17 protein-coding genes are annotated in these 19096 nt (G+C 51.7%); 9 read left to right on the top strand and 8 right to left on the bottom strand.

What is annotated here, in order from left to right:
• Positions 1-124: 124 nt before the first annotated feature.
• Entirely contained in the window at positions 125-814 is a 690-nt protein-coding gene (locus O1V65_RS18530; RefSeq protein ID WP_084913207.1) for a LuxR C-terminal-related transcriptional regulator, read from the top strand.
• A 277-nt stretch (positions 815-1091) separates the two neighbouring features.
• On the top strand, positions 1092-2465 hold the full coding sequence (gene hemN / locus O1V65_RS18525) for an oxygen-independent coproporphyrinogen III oxidase (RefSeq protein WP_017493423.1): 1374 nt from the start codon (positions 1092-1094) through the stop codon (positions 2463-2465).
• Positions 2466-2544: 79 nt separating this feature from the next.
• On the opposite strand, the gene O1V65_RS18520 is transcribed toward hemN, so the two are convergent.
• The 3 genes from O1V65_RS18520 to O1V65_RS18510 form a co-directional block, all read right to left on the bottom strand.
• Positions 2545-3678, bottom strand: a complete 1134-nt coding sequence (locus O1V65_RS18520) for a major royal jelly family protein (RefSeq protein WP_227956173.1) — start codon at positions 3676-3678, stop codon at positions 2545-2547.
• A 168-nt stretch (positions 3679-3846) separates the two neighbouring features.
• Positions 3847-4539, bottom strand: coding sequence for an RraA family protein (locus O1V65_RS18515; RefSeq protein ID WP_017493421.1), 693 nt, complete (start codon positions 4537-4539; stop codon positions 3847-3849).
• A 3-nt stretch (positions 4540-4542) separates the two neighbouring features.
• Positions 4543-5523 carry a hydroxyacid dehydrogenase gene (locus tag O1V65_RS18510; RefSeq protein ID WP_017493420.1) on the bottom strand — a complete coding sequence of 327 codons (981 nt, stop codon included), beginning with the start codon at positions 5521-5523 and terminating at the stop codon, positions 4543-4545.
• 94 nt (positions 5524-5617) lie between these two features.
• Here O1V65_RS18510 and O1V65_RS18505 point away from each other — a divergent pair, with 94 nt between their 5' ends.
• The 4 genes from O1V65_RS18505 (at position 5618) to O1V65_RS18490 (ending at position 8516) form a co-directional block, all read left to right on the top strand.
• Positions 5618-6508: a LysR family transcriptional regulator gene (locus tag O1V65_RS18505; protein WP_269129924.1), complete on the top strand. Its 891-nt coding sequence runs from the start codon at positions 5618-5620 to the stop codon at positions 6506-6508.
• 435 nt (positions 6509-6943) lie between these two features.
• The gene (locus O1V65_RS18500; RefSeq protein WP_017493418.1) at positions 6944-7372 is read left to right on the top strand and encodes a DoxX family protein; all 429 of its coding nucleotides are present in this window, start codon (positions 6944-6946) and stop codon (positions 7370-7372) included.
• Between the two features lie 75 nt (positions 7373-7447).
• Complete coding sequence (locus O1V65_RS18495) at positions 7448-7924, top strand: GlcG/HbpS family heme-binding protein (protein ID WP_017493417.1); 477 nt, start codon at positions 7448-7450, stop codon at positions 7922-7924.
• A 121-nt stretch (positions 7925-8045) separates the two neighbouring features.
• Complete coding sequence (locus O1V65_RS18490; protein ID WP_017493416.1) at positions 8046-8516, top strand: GlcG/HbpS family heme-binding protein; 471 nt, start codon at positions 8046-8048, stop codon at positions 8514-8516.
• A 77-nt stretch (positions 8517-8593) separates the two neighbouring features.
• On the opposite strand, the gene O1V65_RS18485 is transcribed toward O1V65_RS18490, so the two are convergent.
• From O1V65_RS18485 to glnA, 5 genes are all read right to left on the bottom strand, one after another.
• Positions 8594-9280: a TerC family protein gene (locus O1V65_RS18485; RefSeq protein ID WP_017493415.1), complete on the bottom strand. Its 687-nt coding sequence runs from the start codon at positions 9278-9280 to the stop codon at positions 8594-8596.
• A gap of 8 nt (positions 9281-9288) precedes the next feature.
• Positions 9289-10578 carry a CitMHS family transporter gene (locus tag O1V65_RS18480; protein ID WP_017493414.1) on the bottom strand — a complete coding sequence of 430 codons (1290 nt, stop codon included), beginning with the start codon at positions 10576-10578 and terminating at the stop codon, positions 9289-9291.
• A gap of 467 nt (positions 10579-11045) precedes the next feature.
• The gene (gene glnG, locus O1V65_RS18475) at positions 11046-12458 is read right to left on the bottom strand and encodes a nitrogen regulation protein NR(I) (RefSeq protein ID WP_017493413.1); all 1413 of its coding nucleotides are present in this window, start codon (positions 12456-12458) and stop codon (positions 11046-11048) included.
• A gap of 7 nt (positions 12459-12465) precedes the next feature.
• The gene (gene glnL, locus O1V65_RS18470; RefSeq protein ID WP_017493412.1) at positions 12466-13515 is read right to left on the bottom strand and encodes a nitrogen regulation protein NR(II); all 1050 of its coding nucleotides are present in this window, start codon (positions 13513-13515) and stop codon (positions 12466-12468) included.
• A gap of 236 nt (positions 13516-13751) precedes the next feature.
• Positions 13752-15161: a glutamate--ammonia ligase gene (glnA, locus tag O1V65_RS18465; protein ID WP_017493411.1), complete on the bottom strand. Its 1410-nt coding sequence runs from the start codon at positions 15159-15161 to the stop codon at positions 13752-13754.
• A gap of 434 nt (positions 15162-15595) precedes the next feature.
• Between glnA and typA the strand changes: the two genes are divergently transcribed.
• The 3 genes from typA to O1V65_RS18450 all read left to right on the top strand — a co-directional run bounded on the left by typA (position 15596) and on the right by O1V65_RS18450 (position 19091).
• A complete protein-coding gene (gene typA, locus O1V65_RS18460) occupies positions 15596-17419 on the top strand; it encodes a ribosome-dependent GTPase TypA (RefSeq protein WP_017493410.1) in 1824 nt (607 codons plus the stop codon).
• 179 nt (positions 17420-17598) lie between these two features.
• Positions 17599-18201 (top strand): glucose-1-phosphatase, encoded by a 603-nt coding sequence (gene yihX, locus O1V65_RS18455; protein WP_084913208.1) that lies wholly within the window; start codon positions 17599-17601, stop codon positions 18199-18201.
• A gap of 17 nt (positions 18202-18218) precedes the next feature.
• Entirely contained in the window at positions 18219-19091 is an 873-nt protein-coding gene (locus tag O1V65_RS18450; protein WP_017493932.1) for a virulence factor BrkB family protein, read from the top strand.
• The last annotated feature ends 5 nt before the right edge of the window (positions 19092-19096 follow it).

Genomic DNA, 19096 nt, shown 5'->3' with positions numbered 1-19096 from the left:
TTAAAATCACCGCCTTTGTTCGGCGGGTGAATTTAAGTTAATTAAAGTCTCTGGTTAATTTTTATTGTGTTTCTGGTTTCATAGCATATGAGCTGTTAACAATAGAATTCTACTGAAGGTAATTATGTGTATAAATATTGTAATAGCCGATGAGCTGAGGCTTGTGCGCAAAGGCGTCATTTCCCTTATAAATAATATGCATTATGGCGAGCAGCTGGGTGAAGACCCGACCGGTGGCTATAATATTATTGCTGATACTTCCACGCCTAATGAGCTGGTCAATATTTTATCCAGCAATAGCGTAGACCTACTTATTCTGGGGTATTCGCTTAGCACCAAAGAAAATAGCAATCCTATTTCATCGCTAGACGGTTATGCGTTAATAAAATGGTTAACCAAAAAATACCCCGATCTCAAGATTATTGTTATCTCGCCCTATAAGCACCCGAGCCTGATGCGTACCATCCTCGAGATGGGGGCGACCGGTTATATCAGCATGGATATCTGCGAGAAGACGCTGGAGCGGGTTATCGTCTCGGTATTGAATAATGAAGTTTATGTCGAAAAGGGTATGATGAAGTCTCTCTTTCAGGGCGGAGATCGCAGCGGAAAAGACGTCTCTTTAAAGGAAATGGAGGTCCTGCGGTTACTGTGTAAAGGGCTGAATCTGACCAGCATTGCTAACAGAATGAATTTGAGTATTAAGACGGTGAGTGCGCACAAGCTGCGGGCCATGAGCAAGCTGGACGTCGATTCAGACTGTCAGCTTTACTGTCTGTTGACGGAGACCAAGCTGTTTAACGTCTCATTCTGACCCTGAACTTTACCCATTATTTTTACCTTAACGGCAGGTCTGGTTGATGAATGTCATTGTAATAGCAATAACCCTATTCTTTGTATGTTTTGTTACCTGCCTGTTATGTAGACTACAACGCCTGTCGAGACAGAAGTCCCGCCTGCGCCGTATTGGTTCTTCAAAAATGTTCAACAAGCCGCCTGTGGCGCGACGACCGGTAAGGCGTCGTAAACTCGACGGGCGATAAAAGTCCGTGGTGACGCACGGGCTCCTCACTTTCTATTAAGGAGTCAGTATGTCTGCACAGGCTATCGAATGGGATATGGCGATGATTCAGAAGTATAACTACTCTGGACCGCGATACACGTCTTACCCCACAGCGTTAGAATTCAGCCCCGAGTACAGCAATGACGCCTTTGAGCAGGCGACAACGCGCTTCCCCGAGCGGCACCTTTCCCTTTATGTGCATATCCCTTTTTGCCACCGGCTTTGTTATTTCTGCGGCTGCAACAAGCTGGTGACACGCCAGCAGCATAAAGCTGAAGAATATCTGAGCGTGCTGGAAAAAGAGATAGTGCATCGTGCCTCGTTGTTTGCAGACCGACAGGTCAGCCAGCTGCATTGGGGAGGCGGCACCCCAACCTATCTTAATAAATCGCAGATAAGCCGACTCGTCGCCCTGCTGCGTAAACACTTCAATTTTATGCCCAATATCGAAATGTCACTGGAGCTTGATCCGCGTGAAATCGAATTGGATGTACTGGATCATTTACGCCTTGAGGGATTCAACCGCCTCAGCATGGGCGTGCAGGATTTCAATAAAGAGGTCCAGCAGAAGGTGAATCGGGTTCAGGACGAGGAGTTTATCTTTGCGCTTGTTGAACGAGCCAAGGCGCTGGGCTTCAGTTCTACCAACATCGACCTGATTTACGGCCTGCCGAAGCAGACTCCCGAGAGTTTTGCCCTGACGCTCCGTCGTGTGGCTGAGCTGAATCCCGACAGGCTAAGCGTGTTTAACTATGCGCATATGCCCACGCTTTTCGCCGCTCAGCGGAAAATCAAAGAGGCCGATTTACCCAGTGCCGAAGACAGGCTACGCATATTGCAGCAGAGCATCGCGTCGCTGACCGAATCAGGTTACCAGTTTATCGGCATGGACCACTTTGCCCGCCCGCAGGACGAGCTGGCGATTGCTCAGCGCAATGGCGAACTGCACCGTAATTTTCAGGGATATACCACGCAGGGTGAAAGCGACCTGCTGGGGCTTGGCGTCTCGGCGATTAGCACGATCGGGGATACCTATGCGCAGAATGAAAAAGACCTGAAAACTTACTATGCGCAGGTTGAGGCTAACGGCCATGCGCTGTGGCGTGGTCTGAGGATGACAGATGAAGATTGCCTGCGCCGCGATGTCATTAAATCACTCATTTGCCATTTCGCGCTGGATTTCGCGGAGATTGAGCAATCACACGGCGTGAGTTTCAGAGACTATTTCGCCGAAGATTTGGCGCTGCTCGCGCCTCTCGCACAGGACGGTCTGGTAGACATCGGGGAGAACGGCATTGTAGTCACGCCGAAAGGACGACTGCTGGTGCGCAACATCTGTATGTGCTTCGACAGCTATCTCCGTCAGCAGGTTCGCCAGCGGCAGTTCTCGCGGGTAATCTGATTTTTATCTGATATTTCACATAAAAAACAGCCGCTTAGCGGCTGTTTTTCAGTGTCTGCATCCTGCTGCGAAATAACGCTTACTGATGATCGATCGGTGAAGGTTTGATCGGCAGAGGCAGTTTGTAGATTTTAACCGGATATTCAACCGTTGAAGGTTTGCCGCCGGTGGTGGCAGGCGTGCGGTTGATTTGACCCGATGGCATCCACAGCGCGCCGTCGCTTACCCACATGGCATCAATCCAGACCAGACGCGGGTCGGAGACCACCGTCGAAACTTTACCCTCTGGGGTAATGCGTTTGATGGAACGGGTGTTGATGTCAGACGCGTAGATATTGCCCTCGCTGTCAATGGCGGTTCCGCCAGTGCTCCAGGTATCAAGGAATTTCTTGGCGTGCTTGTTCACTTCGCTGGCTGGCAGGGAAGCATCGTCCAGATAGCGGGTTTCGATACGGGCTAATGGACCTGGAATTGCCTGGTAGTACAGCCATTTACCGTCAGGAGACACTTCCAGCTGGTCCAGACCCACGCGTTTTTCCTTGCCGTTTGGCAGGATGAGTTTTTTGCCGTCGGCATAGATTGGCGTGTGGTCAATCGACAGCGGCTCGTTGTCCAGTACGCGGTGTGCCTTGCCGGTATTCAGGTCCAGCACGACTAAGCCTACGGCACCAGGATCCGTCATATAGGCGAAGTGGCCGTTGAAGCGCACGTCATCGATATAGCTGGCAGGTTTAAGCACCGGTGGCTTGATAAGATAGGTTTTGACCACCTTATTGGTGGAGAGATCAATCTTCACCAGTTTAGCGCCACCGTCTACCGATTTTGCACCGGTACCGATGCCAGTATTACCCGAGTCTACCGCCCACAGGTAACCGTCTGGCCCAACGCGGAGGGCGTTTACGTGGAGGAAGTGATGCTCAGGATCGGAAGGTTTCCACTGGTTCCAGTCCGCGTCAGGGTAAGGGGTGATTTTTCCGTTCTCACCGACTTCACCGAGTTCCAGACCCGGGCCTTCAGACTGGGTAAAGGAGGCGAAAATACGACCCTCTTTTGTTACCGTCACGCCGTTCCAAACGTGTGCAGAAGTTGCCATTTGTTGCAAACGGGCATCTTGCTGAGTGGGAAGTGTCGGAGGCAGTTGATCTTTTGCCTGCAGTCCCGTTGCCAATAACAGACCAATAGTCAGAGTGAGTGTTTTTACCATGAGTTTCATGCCAGCTCCTGTTCAAAATAATGCTTAGAGGTTGATACGGAGTTCGCTTGTAGACAGGGGAATAGCATCCGTTGCCCAGGCCGCGTTCTTACAATGCCACATTGCGTAAGGTGTGCGGCAAAACGGGGTGTTGCCACCCCTAAGGTCGTTCAAAATCTAGAAGGTTGCTTAGACCGGGCAACCTTTTGAGCGCAGTAAGCTATTGAAACGCTCAGGATCTGTGGTGCCTGAGGCGTTGTGCGCCCTGATTTGCTCTTCACGCTCGGCGTGTTTTTGTACTTTTGGCAGCAGGTCCTGCAGCTCTTCATAAGGGATGGCGATAACGCCATCCGCATCGCCCACAATGAGATCGCCTGGGTTAACCAGTAGACCGGCGCAGGAGATTGGCACATTCACTTTACCCGGACCGTCTTTGCTTGGGCCGCGCAGCGTATTACCGCGAGCGAACACGGCAATGCCGCCTTCTGCCCATTCGTTCAGATCGCGGATCGCGCCATCAATCACGAAGCCTGCGATTTTCTTGGTCAGTGCAGAAGTGCGCATCAGACCGCCAATCAGCGCCTGAGTCAGGTCACCTGAACCGTCAACGACAATAACGTCGCCCGGCTGTGCCATCTCAATGGCTTTGTGAATCATCAGGTTGTCGCCGGGGCGTACTTTTACCGTCAGAGCCGGGCCACACAGCACAACTTTGTTGTCGGCGTGGTAAGGCTGTAGGCCAAGTGCAGCGGTGCTGCGGCCCATGGTGTCGCCGATGTTTGGAACCGGCAGGCGGCGGAATGCCTCGATGGTGGCAGAGTCAGGCACGTTGTCGCGTTGACCGATAAAGTAGCCTGCTGGCCATTCGCTGCGAGAAGTCATTCGTTACTCTCCTTTCTTCAGGGATTCAGGATTTACACAGGCACGAATATTGATTCGATTCTGTTGTAAGAAATCTAAACACTGCTGCGCGGCCGAGCGAGATACGGCATCCAGCGCCTCAGGGGTTGTTCCGCCAATGTGCGGAGTCATAACAATATTGCTGAATTGACGGAAAGGGTGGTCGAGCGGTAACGGCTCGACGGCAACGGTATCAAGACCTGCCGCCGCAATTTTGCCCTCTGTTAGCGCCTGAACCAGGGCCGGTTCGTCAATCAGCTCACCGCGTGAGGTATTAATAACGATTGCGCTGTCGGGAAGCTGTGCCAGTGTGTCGGCGTTAAGCATCAGGCGAGTCGCCTTGTTAACCGGACAGTGCAGACTTAGTACGTTGCTGTTTTTTAACAGCTCTTGCAGAGAAGAATATTGTATCGCATCGGACGTATCGGTACCCGGCGCAATGGCCGGGTCAAAAAATGCCGTACGCATGCCGATGGCTTTGGCAATGTGCGCTACGCGACGACCGATTTCGCCATAGCCCACCAGGCCCAACGTCTTGCCGGACAGCTCAATCCCTTGGCTGCTACGGGTCCAGCGGCCCTCGGCAATTTCCTGCTGGAAGAAAGGCAGCTGGCGCGCTGCGCTCAGCATCAGTCCGACGGTCAGTTCGGCCACGGACTGCGCATTGGTTGCAGGCGTGGTCAGTACCGGAATAGCGCGTTCGGTGGCGGCTGCCACGTCAATGTTGGTCACGCCCACGCCGTGCTTGCAAATGATTTTTAGTGACGGGCAGGAGGCGATAGCCTTGGCCGTCAGGTTCACGGTGCGGGAAATAACGGCATCGTAAGCCCGGGTTTCCATCAGCTGTTCCACTTCTTTTTCGTCGTTGGCATTTTGCAGGTAATCTACCTCGCAACCCGCGTCCGCCAAGACTTTGCGGCCAGCTGCACCCAGTGCCGGTGCGGTCATTAAAAACTTATAGGTCATACGCTACTCCAGTGCTATTTTTACCCATATTGGCACTGTTAAAAGATAAATCATAACGCCTGAATTTTATTTATTGATTCCTACGAGGAATGGAATGGAACTGAAATACCTACGCTATTTCCTGGCTATTCAGGACACCGGGCATCTGGGAAGAGCCGCTATAACCCTTGGTATTACTCAACCCGCGCTAACAAAATGCATTCAAAGATTAGAAAAAATCTATAACACACGATTGATTTTAAAGGTCGGAAGAGGGATCCGTTTGACTGAAGCGGGGTTGCTACTTTGTGAGCGGGCTCAAAAAATCGTACAAGACATGGAAATCACTCAGCGAGATATGGGCGCGCTGGCGGATGGCACTGCGGGCTATATTCGCCTCGGCGCGGCGGCAACGGCGGCCGAATTCATGCTGCCTCAGTTGGCAAAAAGGCTGTTGATTGAGGCTCCGAGTGTGCGTCTTGACGTGAAAGTCGGCATGAATGACCTGCTACAGTCTACGATGCGAGAAAAACAGCTCGATATTATCCTCGGCTTTTTGCCGGACAAAAGTCACGAGTTTATCGCCCGCCCGCTGCTCGACGACCCTGTCGTGCTGGTGGCCAGCAAAGACCATCCACTGGCGGGGGTCCATCCTACTTCGGAGCAGCTCGACCAGTACAACTGGCTGCTGCCGTCGAAGAAGGTCGCGACCCGTCAATGGCTAGAACAGCGTCTGTGTGCAGGAGGATATCCACCGCCGCGTATCCAGATTGAGGCTAACTCGATTGCCACACTGCATTCGGTGATTGTCGAAACCAACCTGCTGAGTTTCATTTCGCGCCGCGCACTGGAGGAGATACAGCACGCAATCCCGCTGGTTGAAATCCCGATGCCGCTGTTGGTGATGCCGCGCACCTTTGGCCTACAGTTCCATTCCTGGAGTGAGCTTTCGCCGGTAGCGCGACAGTTTGTACAGATAGCCGAGAAAATTTGGAATTACCAATAGCCCTTCAAAGAGAGCGTCTATTGATTTAAATGTAGCCTGTAGTAAACGAATCACTCAGTAAATAAACAGTAACTCTGAAATATTAGAATATACTTCTTTATACACCGCCACATCTCCTTCGATACAATAGGCTTACTATTATTATTCTCTGGGTATCGTCCCAGGGAATAAACAGATAATCCCTCGTTATTATTTTCCTCTAAACTAATTCCGTTACGTGATAAATAACCAAAGAGATAACTATTCATAACTTGTTGGAACTTCTTTTCGTGAACACGGCGTGATAAAAATGTATTACAAATGTTATAAGTCGATTCGGGTTAAGTTTAAGTAATATCATTTTATCCTGCCGTATTTTGAATCACAGCGCATAAAACTGTGGCCAGAAATATGAAGGGGTAATGGCCATTATTAATGAACGTAGGGAAACATATTATGAGTAAAGCGTCTGATTTTGCGTATGTCATCGCGCGAATTCTTGCCGTGGGGCTGTTCTTCACTTCAGGGCTTGAAAAGGTATTCCAGTATTCTCAGAACGTCAGTGAGATGGCGCAGAATGGCGTACCAAGTTTCTTCCTGCCGTTGGTTATTCTGCTCGAAGTAGGGGGCAGTATTGCCATCGCCTTCGGCTTTTTGACCCGCTTTACCTCTGTGTTCATGGCGGCGTTCTCCATCATTGCCGGTTTCCTGTTTTATCAGGGGTTCACCATGCCACACCTGATTGTATGGCTTAAGAATGCGTCCTGCGCGGCAGGTTTCATTTTGCTGGTATTAAACGGCCCTGGCCGCTGGAGCCTGGATCATCTGATTAGCCTGAAGTTTGGCAACAAGAAAACCGGCGGTGCGCAGAGAAGCGCAGCATAACGATTTAAAAGAAATCTGTAGTGGCGGGTTAGCGGTTTTCGCGCCCGCTTAATGTGTTAAAAAAGTGAGAAATCTATGAAGAAAGTCATGTGTGCACTCTTGGTATCCGGGCTGCTGGCCGGTTTTGCTGCTCAGGCAGCGGACGATGGCATTACCCGCGTTCCCGTTTTAACGCGCGACCAGGCGAACGTATTATTGAAAAAAGCGGAAGATACCATTAAGACCCACCATATTGGTGGCGCTGTGGCTATTGTTGATGCCGCTGGACAATTAATTACCTTTGACCGTTTGGACGGTGCAACGCCTGCGAATATTGTACTGGCGCCTGAGAAAGCCAAGACCTCGGCTTATTTCGGTCAGCCAACCGAGTCTTATCAGCAAAAAGTTTCTCAGGGTAATTTGCTTATATTAGGCAACCCACGTATTTTACCTTTCTCTGGCGGTATTCCAATTAAGCTGGATGGGCAGGTAGTCGGCGCTATTGGTGTAAGCACGCCTGATGGCAACGTGGATACCGAAGCCGCTAAAGCCGCTTTAACCGCACTGAAATAAAAAACTAAAAATAAATTAACTATTGGTCGTTCGCCTTTTTAGAACGGCCCTTATTCATGAGCAATATTATTTACCCATGATTTAACCGCGTATTAAATATCACCTACCTACAGGGGCTACAATGAAGAAATTATTACTGCTTGCTGCATTATGTTCTATGGGCAGCATGACGGCTTTTACTGCCAACGCCACGCTGACTCAAACTATTCTTTCCTACAGTGACGCTGAAAAGCTGCTCACCGTGGCGACAGATAAAGCCAACAGCCTGCACGCCAACGTCTGTATTGCGATTCTGGATCAGGCCGGTCAACTGCTGGCATTCAAACGTATGGACAATGCGCCGGTAGGCTGCATCGACTCCTCTATTCTTAAAGCACGTGCCGGTGCGCTTTACCACACACCGACCGACAAATATATGGGCCGTGCCAACGGCTCAGAGCCTGCTATTGCAACACTTCCTGGCATGGTTCCATTGGGGGGCGGCAACCCGATTGTCTTTAACAACAATGTGATCGGCTCCGTAGGCGTTAGCGGCTCGGCTAACCCGAACGAAATTGCTATCGCGCAGACCACGGCTGACAGCCTCAAGTAATCCTGACACCACAATGAAAAAACCCCAGCGGAATGCATCCACTGGGGTTTTTTTATGTCTTGGACGCGCGATAACCGTTAGTGGCTCTTTTTGGCGTCCAGCTTGCCTTTACCTAGGCCAAGCGCCAGGACCAGCAGCGCGCCAACAACTCCGGCGATGGTTGGCAAATGAGCGATGGCGGCAATTTGCAGATGGGCGATAGCCGGGTCGGTGACCAACATGCTGCCGGCAATCCAGCCAATCAGCGCGCCACCCAGCATGATAACCACCGGGAAACGGTTGATAATCGCCAGTACCAGTTTGCTGCCTGCGATGATGATAGGGATGCTAATCACCACGCCGAGCGCGACCAGAAGAATATTCCCCTTACCGGCCGCCGCGACCGCCAGAACATTGTCCAGCGACATCACCACGTCGGCGACCACGATGGTCATCGCCGTCTTCCACAGGCTGGTCGCACTTTTAACGTCGCTCTCTTCGTCTTCGTTGGCAACCAGCTTGATACCAATCCACAGCAACAGCAGTCCGCCAACCAGCTTCAGATAAGGCAGATTGAGCAGGCTGACCGCAATGATCAACAGGACTACACGCGCCAAAATGGCTCCGGCGGTACCGATGAAAATCGCCTTGTTGCGTTGATGAGGCGGCAATTTCCGGCAGGCCATGGCGATAACCACCGCATTATCACCGCCCAACAGCAGGTCGATTACAATGATCTGTAGCAGGATGACGATGAAATCCCATTGTTCAAATAACCAAGTCATAAAACACTCTATGCAGCGTAAAAAGGGAAAATCCCGGTAAGAAGCGAAACGACAATCAAGATCAGGCTGCTTACGAGGGACCATTTAAATGTGAAGTACTGATTCTCTGAATAATCCAACTTCAGCATGCTGACCACCAGGTAGGTGGAGGCAACCAGCGGACTCAGAATATGCACCGGCTGGCCCATCAACGAGGCGCGCGCCATCTCGATACCGCTGATGCCGTGATGCTTCGCCGTATCTGCCAACACCGGCAGCACGCCGAAATAGAACACGTCGTTGGACACCAGCCAGGTCATCGGAATGCTCAGCAGCGCCGTCACCACCGCCATATATGGACCCAGAGACTGAGGAATGACATCAAGCAATGCCGTGCCTACGGCGTCCACCATGCCGGTACCGCTAAACACGCCGGTAAAGACCCCGGCCGCAAAAATCAGGCTGGAAACGGCCAGAATCGGAGGGGCATGTTGTTCCAACTGCTCTTTCTGCGCCTGAATGTCCGGAAAGTTAACAATCAGGGCCAGACAGGCGGCAATCATGAACAGATAGCTTAACGGCAACACTTCGATACATAAACCAATTATCAACAAAAACGTTAAAACCCAATTAAAGTAGAAAGTTTTTGTGCCACGGCAGCGGTGCTGCTCGTCGATCGTATTTTCGAAATTAAGGTCAAGATGGTTGCCCAGACGTGCCCGCTCGCGGCGACCAAAGATATAGGCCAGGACGAAGGTCCACACCGCGCTCGCCAACAGCCCCGGCAGCATCGGAACGAACATATCGCCGATTTCAACGTGCATTGACGTCGCGGCCCGCGCGGTCGGTCCGCCCCAAGGCACCATATTGCCCAGCCCCGAGACCTGCAACAGCAGGCAGCAGACCATCGGCAGAGACAGCCCGAGGCGCTGGTAGATGGGCAGGAAGGCGGAGAGCACGATGATGTAGATAGTGGCACCGTCGCCGTCCAGCGCCACGATAAACGCCAACAGCACGGTACCGAGGAAGATTTTAACCGGGTCGCCTTTGACCGCTTTAATGACTCGCTTAACCAGCGGGTCGAACATGCCGGCCTCGGTCATCACCATGAAATAGAGCATGGCAAAGATAATCATCACCCCGTTTGGCGCGACGGTTTTTATGCCATCCATCATGAATTTGCCGATGTGGGCGTAGAAACCGCCGATCAGCGCGAAAACGGTCGGAATAATGATAAGCGCGGTTAGGGCCGAAAGCCGCTTGGTCATCAAGCAAAAGATAAAGAAAATGAGCATCAATACACTCAATGTCACCAGCATGTTTCATTCCTCTGTAGGGGAGAGATAAAAAATAAGATTGTTGCAACAGTCTGTTAGCTGCTTGTTTCTTTTGGGTTATTTTCAAGGATTATGTCAGTAACAGGGGGTTAAGAATGGCTTCTGGTTTTATGAATAGATTCCTGAAGGGAATGATAGGCCCTTCAACTTATGTTGATAATTTAAACTAAAAATGTACCAGTAGGTTCATATTTCCCTGTTGACCTTGATAATAGGGACTTTTAGGAAAATTCGCAGCAAGGGTTTCAGCCTATTTTTGGCATCGGGAGAGGGCGTTGGGTGGGTTTTTGCAAGGTAAATGGTGTTTCGAGTTTGTGAGCAATGACAAATAATTCAAACGAGCTATAGGAGGTTTCAGGCATAAAAAAGCCCCGACAAATACGCCGAGGCTATTGATATATGGGCTAGATCACACTTTCATCACGCGCTGAAAGCTGTCTCGCCGGGCATTATTCCATGCCCAATTCTTTTAACTTGCGGGTGAGGGTATTGCGTCCCCAGCCCAGCAGACGTGCGGCTTCCTGCTTGTGGCCCTGCGTATGGCGCAATGCGGTGGTCAGCAAGGTACGTTCCATTTCAGGCTGTGCCTCGGAGAGCAAGTTTTGATGACCGGAACGCAGCGCGCGGTCCGCCCACTGTGCCAGCAGCGTCGCCCAGCTGTCGGGCAGACTCTGTCCACCGGTCTCCGGTGCGCTGCTCTCGAACAGCTCGGAAGGTAGGTCCTGAATCAAGACTTCCTGACCTGCGGCCATCACCGTCAGCCAGCGACAGGTGTTTTCAAGCTGGCGAACGTTGCCCTGCCACGGCAGACGCGTCAGCGCCGTTTCGGTTTCAGGATGCAGGTTTTTCGCTTCAACACCCAGCTCTTTCGCCGCCACTTGCAGGAAGTAGCGCGCCAAACGCGGGATGTCTTCACGGCGCTCACGCAGCGGCGGCAGATGCACACGGATGACGTTCAGACGGTGGAAAAGGTCTTCACGGAATTTACCTTCTTGCACGCGCATCTCGAGATTCTGGTGCGTCGCGGCAATGATTCGGACGTCGACCTTAACCGGTGCATAGCCGCCAACGCGATAAAACTGACCGTCGGCCAATACGCGCAGCAGACGGGTTTGCACGTCCATCGGCATATCACCGATTTCATCGAGGAACAGCGTGCCGTTATCGGCCTGCTCAAAACGTCCCTGACGAATCTGATTGGCGCCGGTGAAGGCCCCTTTCTCATGGCCAAAGAGTTCTGACTCAATAAGGTCCTTTGGGATAGCGGCCATATTAAGCGCGATAAAGGGGGCTTTGGCCCGTGGACTGTGGCGATGCAGCGCGTGAGCGACCAGCTCTTTACCCGTACCAGACTCACCGTTAATCAGCACGCTTATTGATGACCGGGAGAGGCGACCAATGATGCGAAACACGTCCTGCATCGCCGGTGCTTCACCGATGATGTCCGCCGTCGGCCCGCTGGCCGGTTGGCTGCGTGCAGGCTGCTGCTGTTCCTGATAGTGGCTGATGGCACGCTCAACCAGTGCAACCGCCTCATCGATATCAAAAGGCTTCGGCAGATAGTCGAAAGCCCCCTGCTGATAAGCGCTCACTGCCGCGTCCAGATCCGAGTGCGCGGTCATGATGATCACCGGCAACATCGGATGACGTTGTTTGATTTGTTTTAACAGCGCCAACCCGTCCATGCCGGGCATGCGAATATCTGATAACAAAACGTCAGGGGTTTGAGTCGCAATGGCATCCAATACTTCATTGCCGCTGTCGAACGTGGTGCAGTGTAAACCCGCTCCAGTGAGCGCGCGTTCAAGTACCCAGCGGATGGAGCTATCGTCATCGACGATCCAGACTATCCCTCGTTGCATAAGAACCTCACTGGCGAATAGGCAGGAAGACCGAGAATTCGGTGTGTCCTGGCCAACTGTTAAATTCAACTTTACCCGAATGCTGATCAATCAAACTGCGCGCGATGGACAGGCCCAGACCTGTACCCCCTTCGCGGCCACTGACCATAGGGTAAAAAAGTGTATCCTGCAGATGCGCAGGGACGCCGGGACCGTCATCTTCAATATCAATGCGGGCCACCAGGCGATAGCGCACACCGTGCAGGGTAATCTGGAATGCGGTTCGCGTTCTCAGCGTGATAGTGCCGCCTTCCTCTCCCAATGCCTGCAAGGCATTCCGGGTAATGTTGAGCAGGATCTGCTCTATTTGATCCGGGTCGTGGGCCAGTTCCGGCAAGCTTGGATCGTAATCCCTGACCAGCTGCACGTTGTCCGGCTTCTCCATCGACACCAGTTGGCAAACCCGCTCGGCAACCTGGTGGATGCTCTGCGTAATATGCTGGCTTGGGCGCTGTGGGCCTAACAACCGGTCAACCAGGTTACGTAATCTGTCTGCCTGCTCGATAATGACCTTGGTATACTCCAGGAGGGCGGGATCGGGGAGCGCCTTTGACAGCAGCTGCGCCGCACCGCGTAAACCACCCAGCGGATTTTTAATCTCATGTGCCAGCCCGCGAATCAGATCCCTTGCGGCGACCTGCTGTGCGTGCTGAAGCTGTTCCTGACTCAGGCGACGCTGGTTATCCATCGGCGCCAGTTCAATCAAAATAAAACCTTCCGGCAAAGCCTGTGCGGTCAGCGACATAATGTGTGCTCGACCATCTACCACCAGAGTCACTTCGCTGTCGGTAAATCCTTGCCCAGCCTCGATACTTTCGCGCATGAGCTCAATGTTGAGCGAAAAGTAGCCCACCAGATCGGGTAACGGTGTCCCGAAAAGCTTGCGTGAACTCTGCGCTAATAATTGCTGAGCCGCCGGATTGGCGTAATGCACGGCCAATTCTTCGTCCAACAGCAGAACGCTGTTGATAAGGGAATTGAGGATCTGCCCAGCATCGGGCAGCTTGCCAGTTGCCATACAGCAGTCTCCCGCACCTGATTGGTGCATTTTAACCGCCTCCCGCCAAACAAGTCGGGACAGTGGTGTAACACAGGAAAGATTCGTGGAGAAAAAAGCCCATCCGGAGATGGGCTTAGATTTTCCACGGCAACAAAAAATATTTCGATATTTTTGTTCTGCGCCACGAACGGGGTTCGGGCACAGTCAGCTAAGCTTGGGGAGAGGACCCAACCTCTCCCTTGCGCTACGGCGAATTAGACGCTGTAGTACAGTTCGAACTCAACTGGGTGTGGCGTCATGCGCACGCGGTCGTTCTCTTCTTTACGCAGATTGATGTAAGCATCAATTGCGTCGTCGGTGAACACGCCACCGCGGGTCAGGAACTCACGGTCAGCGTCCAGTTCGTTCAACGCTTCTTCCAGTGAACCTGCAACCTGTGGGATCTCTGCCGCTTCTTCTGGTGGCAGGTGGTACAGGTCTTTGTCCATCGCATCGCCAGGATGGATTTTGTTGATGATGCCGTCGAGGCCAGCCATCAGCAGGGCAGCAAACGCCAGGTATGGGTTAGCCGCTGGGTCTGGGAAGCGAGCTTCGATACGCATGGCTTTAGGGCTAGAAACGTGTGGGATACGGATAGAAGCAGAACGGTTACGCGCTGAGTAAGCCAGCATAACTGGCGCTTCATAGCCCGGGACCAGACGCTTGTAGGAGTTGGTGGTTGGGTTGGCATAAGCGTTGATGGCTTTAGCGTGCTTGATGATACCACCGATGTAGTACAGTGCAGTCTCAGAGAGGCCGCCGTATTTGTCGCCAGAGAACAGGTTGTTACCGTCTTTGGACAGAGACATGTGGCAGTGCATGCCTGAACCGTTATCGCCAAACATTGGTTTTGGCATAAAGGTCGCAGTTTTACCAAATGCGTGAGCCACGTTGTGAACCACGTATTTGTAGATCTGGATTTCGTCAGCTTTTTTGGTCAGGGTGTTGAAGCGGGTTGCCACTTCGTTCTGGCCAGCGGTGGCGACTTCGTGGTGGTGAGCTTCAACTACCAGGCCCATTTCTTCCATGGTCAGACACATGGTAGAACGCAGGTCCTGAGAGGAGTCGACCGGAGGAACTGGGAAGTAACCGCCTTTCACTGCTGGACGGTGGCCTTTGTTGCCGCCTTCGTATTTGGTACCGGTGTTCCATGCGCCTTCGATATCGTCGATAGCAACATGAGAACCTGCGATGCTGCTGCCGAAGCGCACGTCATCGAACAGGAAGAATTCTGGCTCAGGTCCGAACAGAACGGTGTCCGCGATGCCTGAAGATTTCAGGAAGTCTTCAGCACGTTTTGCGGTTGAACGCGGGTCGCGATCGTAGCCTTGCAGCGTGTTTGGCTCAACGATATCGCAACGGATGATCAAGGTTGATTCTTCAAAGAACGGGTCAAGAACCGCGGTGCTCGGATCTGGCATCAATACCATGTCTGAGTCGTTGATAGTTTTCCAGCCACCGATGGAAGAACCATCGAACATTTTACCATCTTCGAAGAAGTCTGGGCTCACCTGGTGAGCAGGGATGGTAACGTGCTGTTCTTTACCCTTGGTGTCAGTGAAGCGAAGGTCGATGAATTTAACTTCATTTTCCTTGATAATCGCAAAAACGTGTTCAGCGGACATACTAGTTCTCCCGAATTTCTCATTATGTCATCGTCGTGGAACGAAACGAATAAACAAACATTGTTGAAAATGGCGTGTGGCCTAAACAGCTTTATTAGTTGCTCTGATAAGACTCTTTTCACCCTGGATGATTGATTGCGAAATCTGTGCCAACTTTGTGAAAAGGGTGTGAATGCCATTTTACGCGGGTTGCATGGTTATTCAGTATGCACCATAACGGGAAATGTGCACCATTTTGGTTCAATAATGCGAGTGTGGTGAACCATTTTGGTGCACCATTTTGGGTCAAGGGGGATTTTGCACCGTGAAAGGGATCGCAAAGTAACCATACAGAACTTGTTTGCAAGAGTTTCTTGTGAACTTGTTTAGAACCTAGCCTAATACGTGTACAATAGCGCGCTATTTCTATATTTCTAAATGCCTGAGGCAAAGCTGTGATCGAAAATTTGCGTAACATCGCCATTATTGCCCACGTTGACCATGGTAAAACTACCTTGGTTGATAAGCTGCTACAACAATCCGGTACCTTCGGAGAACGTGTAGAAGCCACCGAACGCGTAATGGACTCCAACGATTTGGAGAAAGAGCGTGGGATTACCATCCTCGCAAAAAACACCGCCATTAATTGGAAAGACTACCGCATCAACATCGTGGATACCCCAGGACACGCCGACTTCGGCGGTGAGGTAGAGCGTGTGATGTCAATGGTTGACTCGGTGCTGCTGGTTGTGGATGCAATGGATGGCCCGATGCCGCAAACCCGTTTCGTGACCAAAAAAGCATTTGCTAATGGTCTGAAGCCGATCGTGGTAATCAACAAGGTTGACCGCCCTGGCGCGCGTCCTGACTGGGTTGTTGATCAGGTATTCGACCTGTTCGTTAACCTGGACGCAACCGACGAACAGCTTGATTTCCCAATCATCTATGCATCTGCACTGATGGGTATCGCGGGTACCGACCATAATGATATGGCCGAAGACATGACTCCGCTGTACCAGGCTATCGTTGACCACGTGTCTGCGCCTAAAGTAGAAGTTGAAGCACCGTTCCAGATGCAGATTTCTCAGCTGGACTACAACAACTACGTAGGTGTTATCGGTATCGGCCGCATCAAGCGCGGTACCGTTAAGCCTAACCAGCAGATCACTATCATCGATAGCGAAGGCAAAACCCGTAACGGTAAAGTCGGTAAAGTTCTGACCCACATGGGTCTTGAGCGTATCGAAGCGACCGTTGCCGAAGCTGGCGACATCATCGCTATCACCGGTCTGGGCGAGCTGAACATCTCCGACACCATCTGTGATCCACAGAATGTCGAAGCGCTGCCAGCACTGAGCGTCGATGAACCTACCGTGACCATGTACTTCAACGTCAACACCTCTCCGTTCTGTGGTAAAGAAGGTAAGTTTGTGACCTCGCGTCAGATTCTGGACCGTCTGAACAAAGAGCTGGTGCACAACGTGGCACTGCGCGTTGAAGAAACCGAAGACTCTGACGCATTCCGCGTTTCAGGCCGTGGTGAACTTCACCTGTCGGTTCTGATCGAAAACATGCGTCGTGAAGGTTTCGAGCTGGCCGTTTCTCGTCCTAAAGTTATCAACCGTAAAATCGATGGCCGCATGCAAGAGCCGTTCGAAAACGTGACTTTGGATATCGAAGAACAGCACCAGGGTTCAGTCATGCAAGCTATGGGTGAGCGTAAAGGCGACGTTAAGGACATGATCCCTGACGGCAAAGGTCGTATTCGTCTCGATTACCTGATCCCGGCTCGTGGCCTGATCGGTTTCCGTACCGAATTCATGACCATGACTTCCGGTACGGGTCTGCTGTACTCAACCTTCAGCCACTACGACGACGTTCGTCCGGGCGAAATCGGCCAGCGTCAGAACGGCGTGCTTATCTCTAACGGTCAGGGTAAAGCTGTTGCGTTTGCTCTGTTCGGCCTGCAGGACCGCGGTAAGCTGTTCCTGGGTCACGGTGCAGAAGTGTATGAAGGCCAGATCATCGGTATTCACTCACGTTCTAACGACCTGACCGTTAACTGCCTGACCGGTAAGAAACTGACCAACATGCGTGCTTCTGGTACTGACGAAGCAACCACGCTGGTTCCTGCTATCAAGATGTCCCTTGAGCAGGCGATCGAGTTCCTGGATGATGACGAACTGGTAGAAGTTACTCCTCTGTCTGTACGTATCCGTAAACGTCACCTGACCGAGAACGACCGTAAACGTGCTAGCCGTGGTCCTAAAGAAGGTTAATCTTCTTCCCGGTTAAACGTTTGTCGTCAAGAGGGCACCTTTGGGTGCCCTTTTTTTTATCTATTTTTTCTTTATACAAGCCACAAGCATGTATTCGTGTCACTGTTCAGACCTAAGATTTACCGCTAACCTCTAATGACTTATAAAGTAAGCTTCATCTTTGAAATCAGGAGCGTGCAATGTTGTATATTTTTGATATGGGCAACGTGTTAATTGATATCGATTTCAAACGTGTACTGGGTGTCTGGAGCAATCTTAGCGGTGCGCCGCTGGCTCATTTAATCGAGAGATTTACCTTGGGAGAGGTGTTTCAGAAGCACGAGCGGGGAGAAATCAGCGACCAACAGTTTGCCGAACAACTCTGTCATGAGATGGGTATCGCGCTGAGCTTCGAGCAGTTTAGCGCAGGCTGGCAGTCGATATTTATCGGCGTGCGTCCCGAGGCTATCGCGATAATGAAAACCTTGCGCGAGCAGGGGCATCGCGTGGTGGTGCTTTCCAATACCAATCGCCTTCACCTTGAGCACTGGCCCGTTCACTATCCAGAAATCGAGCAAAACGCCGATGCGTTATACTTGTCTCAAGATTTGGGAATGCGCAAGCCGGACCCGGCCATCTTCAAGTATGTGCTGGAGAAAGAAGGCTTCACGCCGCAGGAGGCCGTATTCTTCGATGACGTGGCCGAGAACGTCAACGCCGCTAGCGCGCTGGGTATTCAGGCTATTTTGGTCACCGACAGCCAAACGCTGCCGCGTCATTTCAGCGGCGATCAAATCACCTAAGTTTAAAGGATGAAGCAATGCCAAGGATCCATCCCAAACTGAAGTGTGCAGCCCGTTTTAGTCATATGCTCCTCAAGCGCGCCGACAGCGATGGATTAACCCTGTTGGCGGGTCATCTTGCGTATGTTTCTTTGCTTTCACTGGTTCCGCTGATTGCGGTGGTGTTTTCCCTGTTCGCCCTGTTTCCGGTGTTTTCGGATATCAGCAACCAGCTGAAAGATTTTATCTTCGCCAACTTTATGCCGGCGACCGGCAATATCATTCAGCGCTATCTTGAACAGTTTGTGGCGAACTCCAGCAAGATGACGGCCGTGGGGACCTGTGGTCTGATAGTGACCTCGCTGCTGTTGATTGCGTCCGTAGACAGCGTGTTGAACAAGATATGGAACGCCCACAGCAAGCGCCCCATTGTTTACCTGTTTGCCGTCTATTGGATGGTACTGACGTTAGGCCCAATCCTGCTGGTCGCCAGCGTGGCGATAAGTTCCTATCTGCTGTCTCTCAACTGGCTGAACCTCAGCGGCGTGCATTCGCTGGTAGACCATCTGCTGCGCGTGCTGCCGTTGTTGATTTCCTGGATAGCATTCTGGCTGCTCTATTCAATAGTGCCCAAAGTGCGCGTTCCCTACGGCGATGCACTGGTGGGGGCACTGGTAGCCGGTGTGCTGTTTGAACTAGGCAAGAAAATCTTCGCGCTTTACGTGCAACTGTTCCCGTCCTATCAGCTTATCTATGGCGTGCTGGCGGTGATCCCAATTTTATTTCTCTGGGTCTACGTCAGCTGGTGTATCGTATTATTAGGGGCTGAAATTACCGTCACGCTCGGTGAGTTTCGTGCCGAGCAACAAGAGCGGGCAGACGTTAAAGACACCGCGCCGCAGGAGAAATAGAGTCT

Origin of the sequence: Rouxiella badensis, assembly GCF_026967515.2 — a bacterium.
GTDB lineage: Bacteria > Pseudomonadota > Gammaproteobacteria > Enterobacterales > Enterobacteriaceae > Rouxiella > Rouxiella badensis.
The sequence above is the reverse complement of the archived record's forward strand: the minus strand, read 5'-3'. Positions and strand labels throughout refer to the sequence as shown.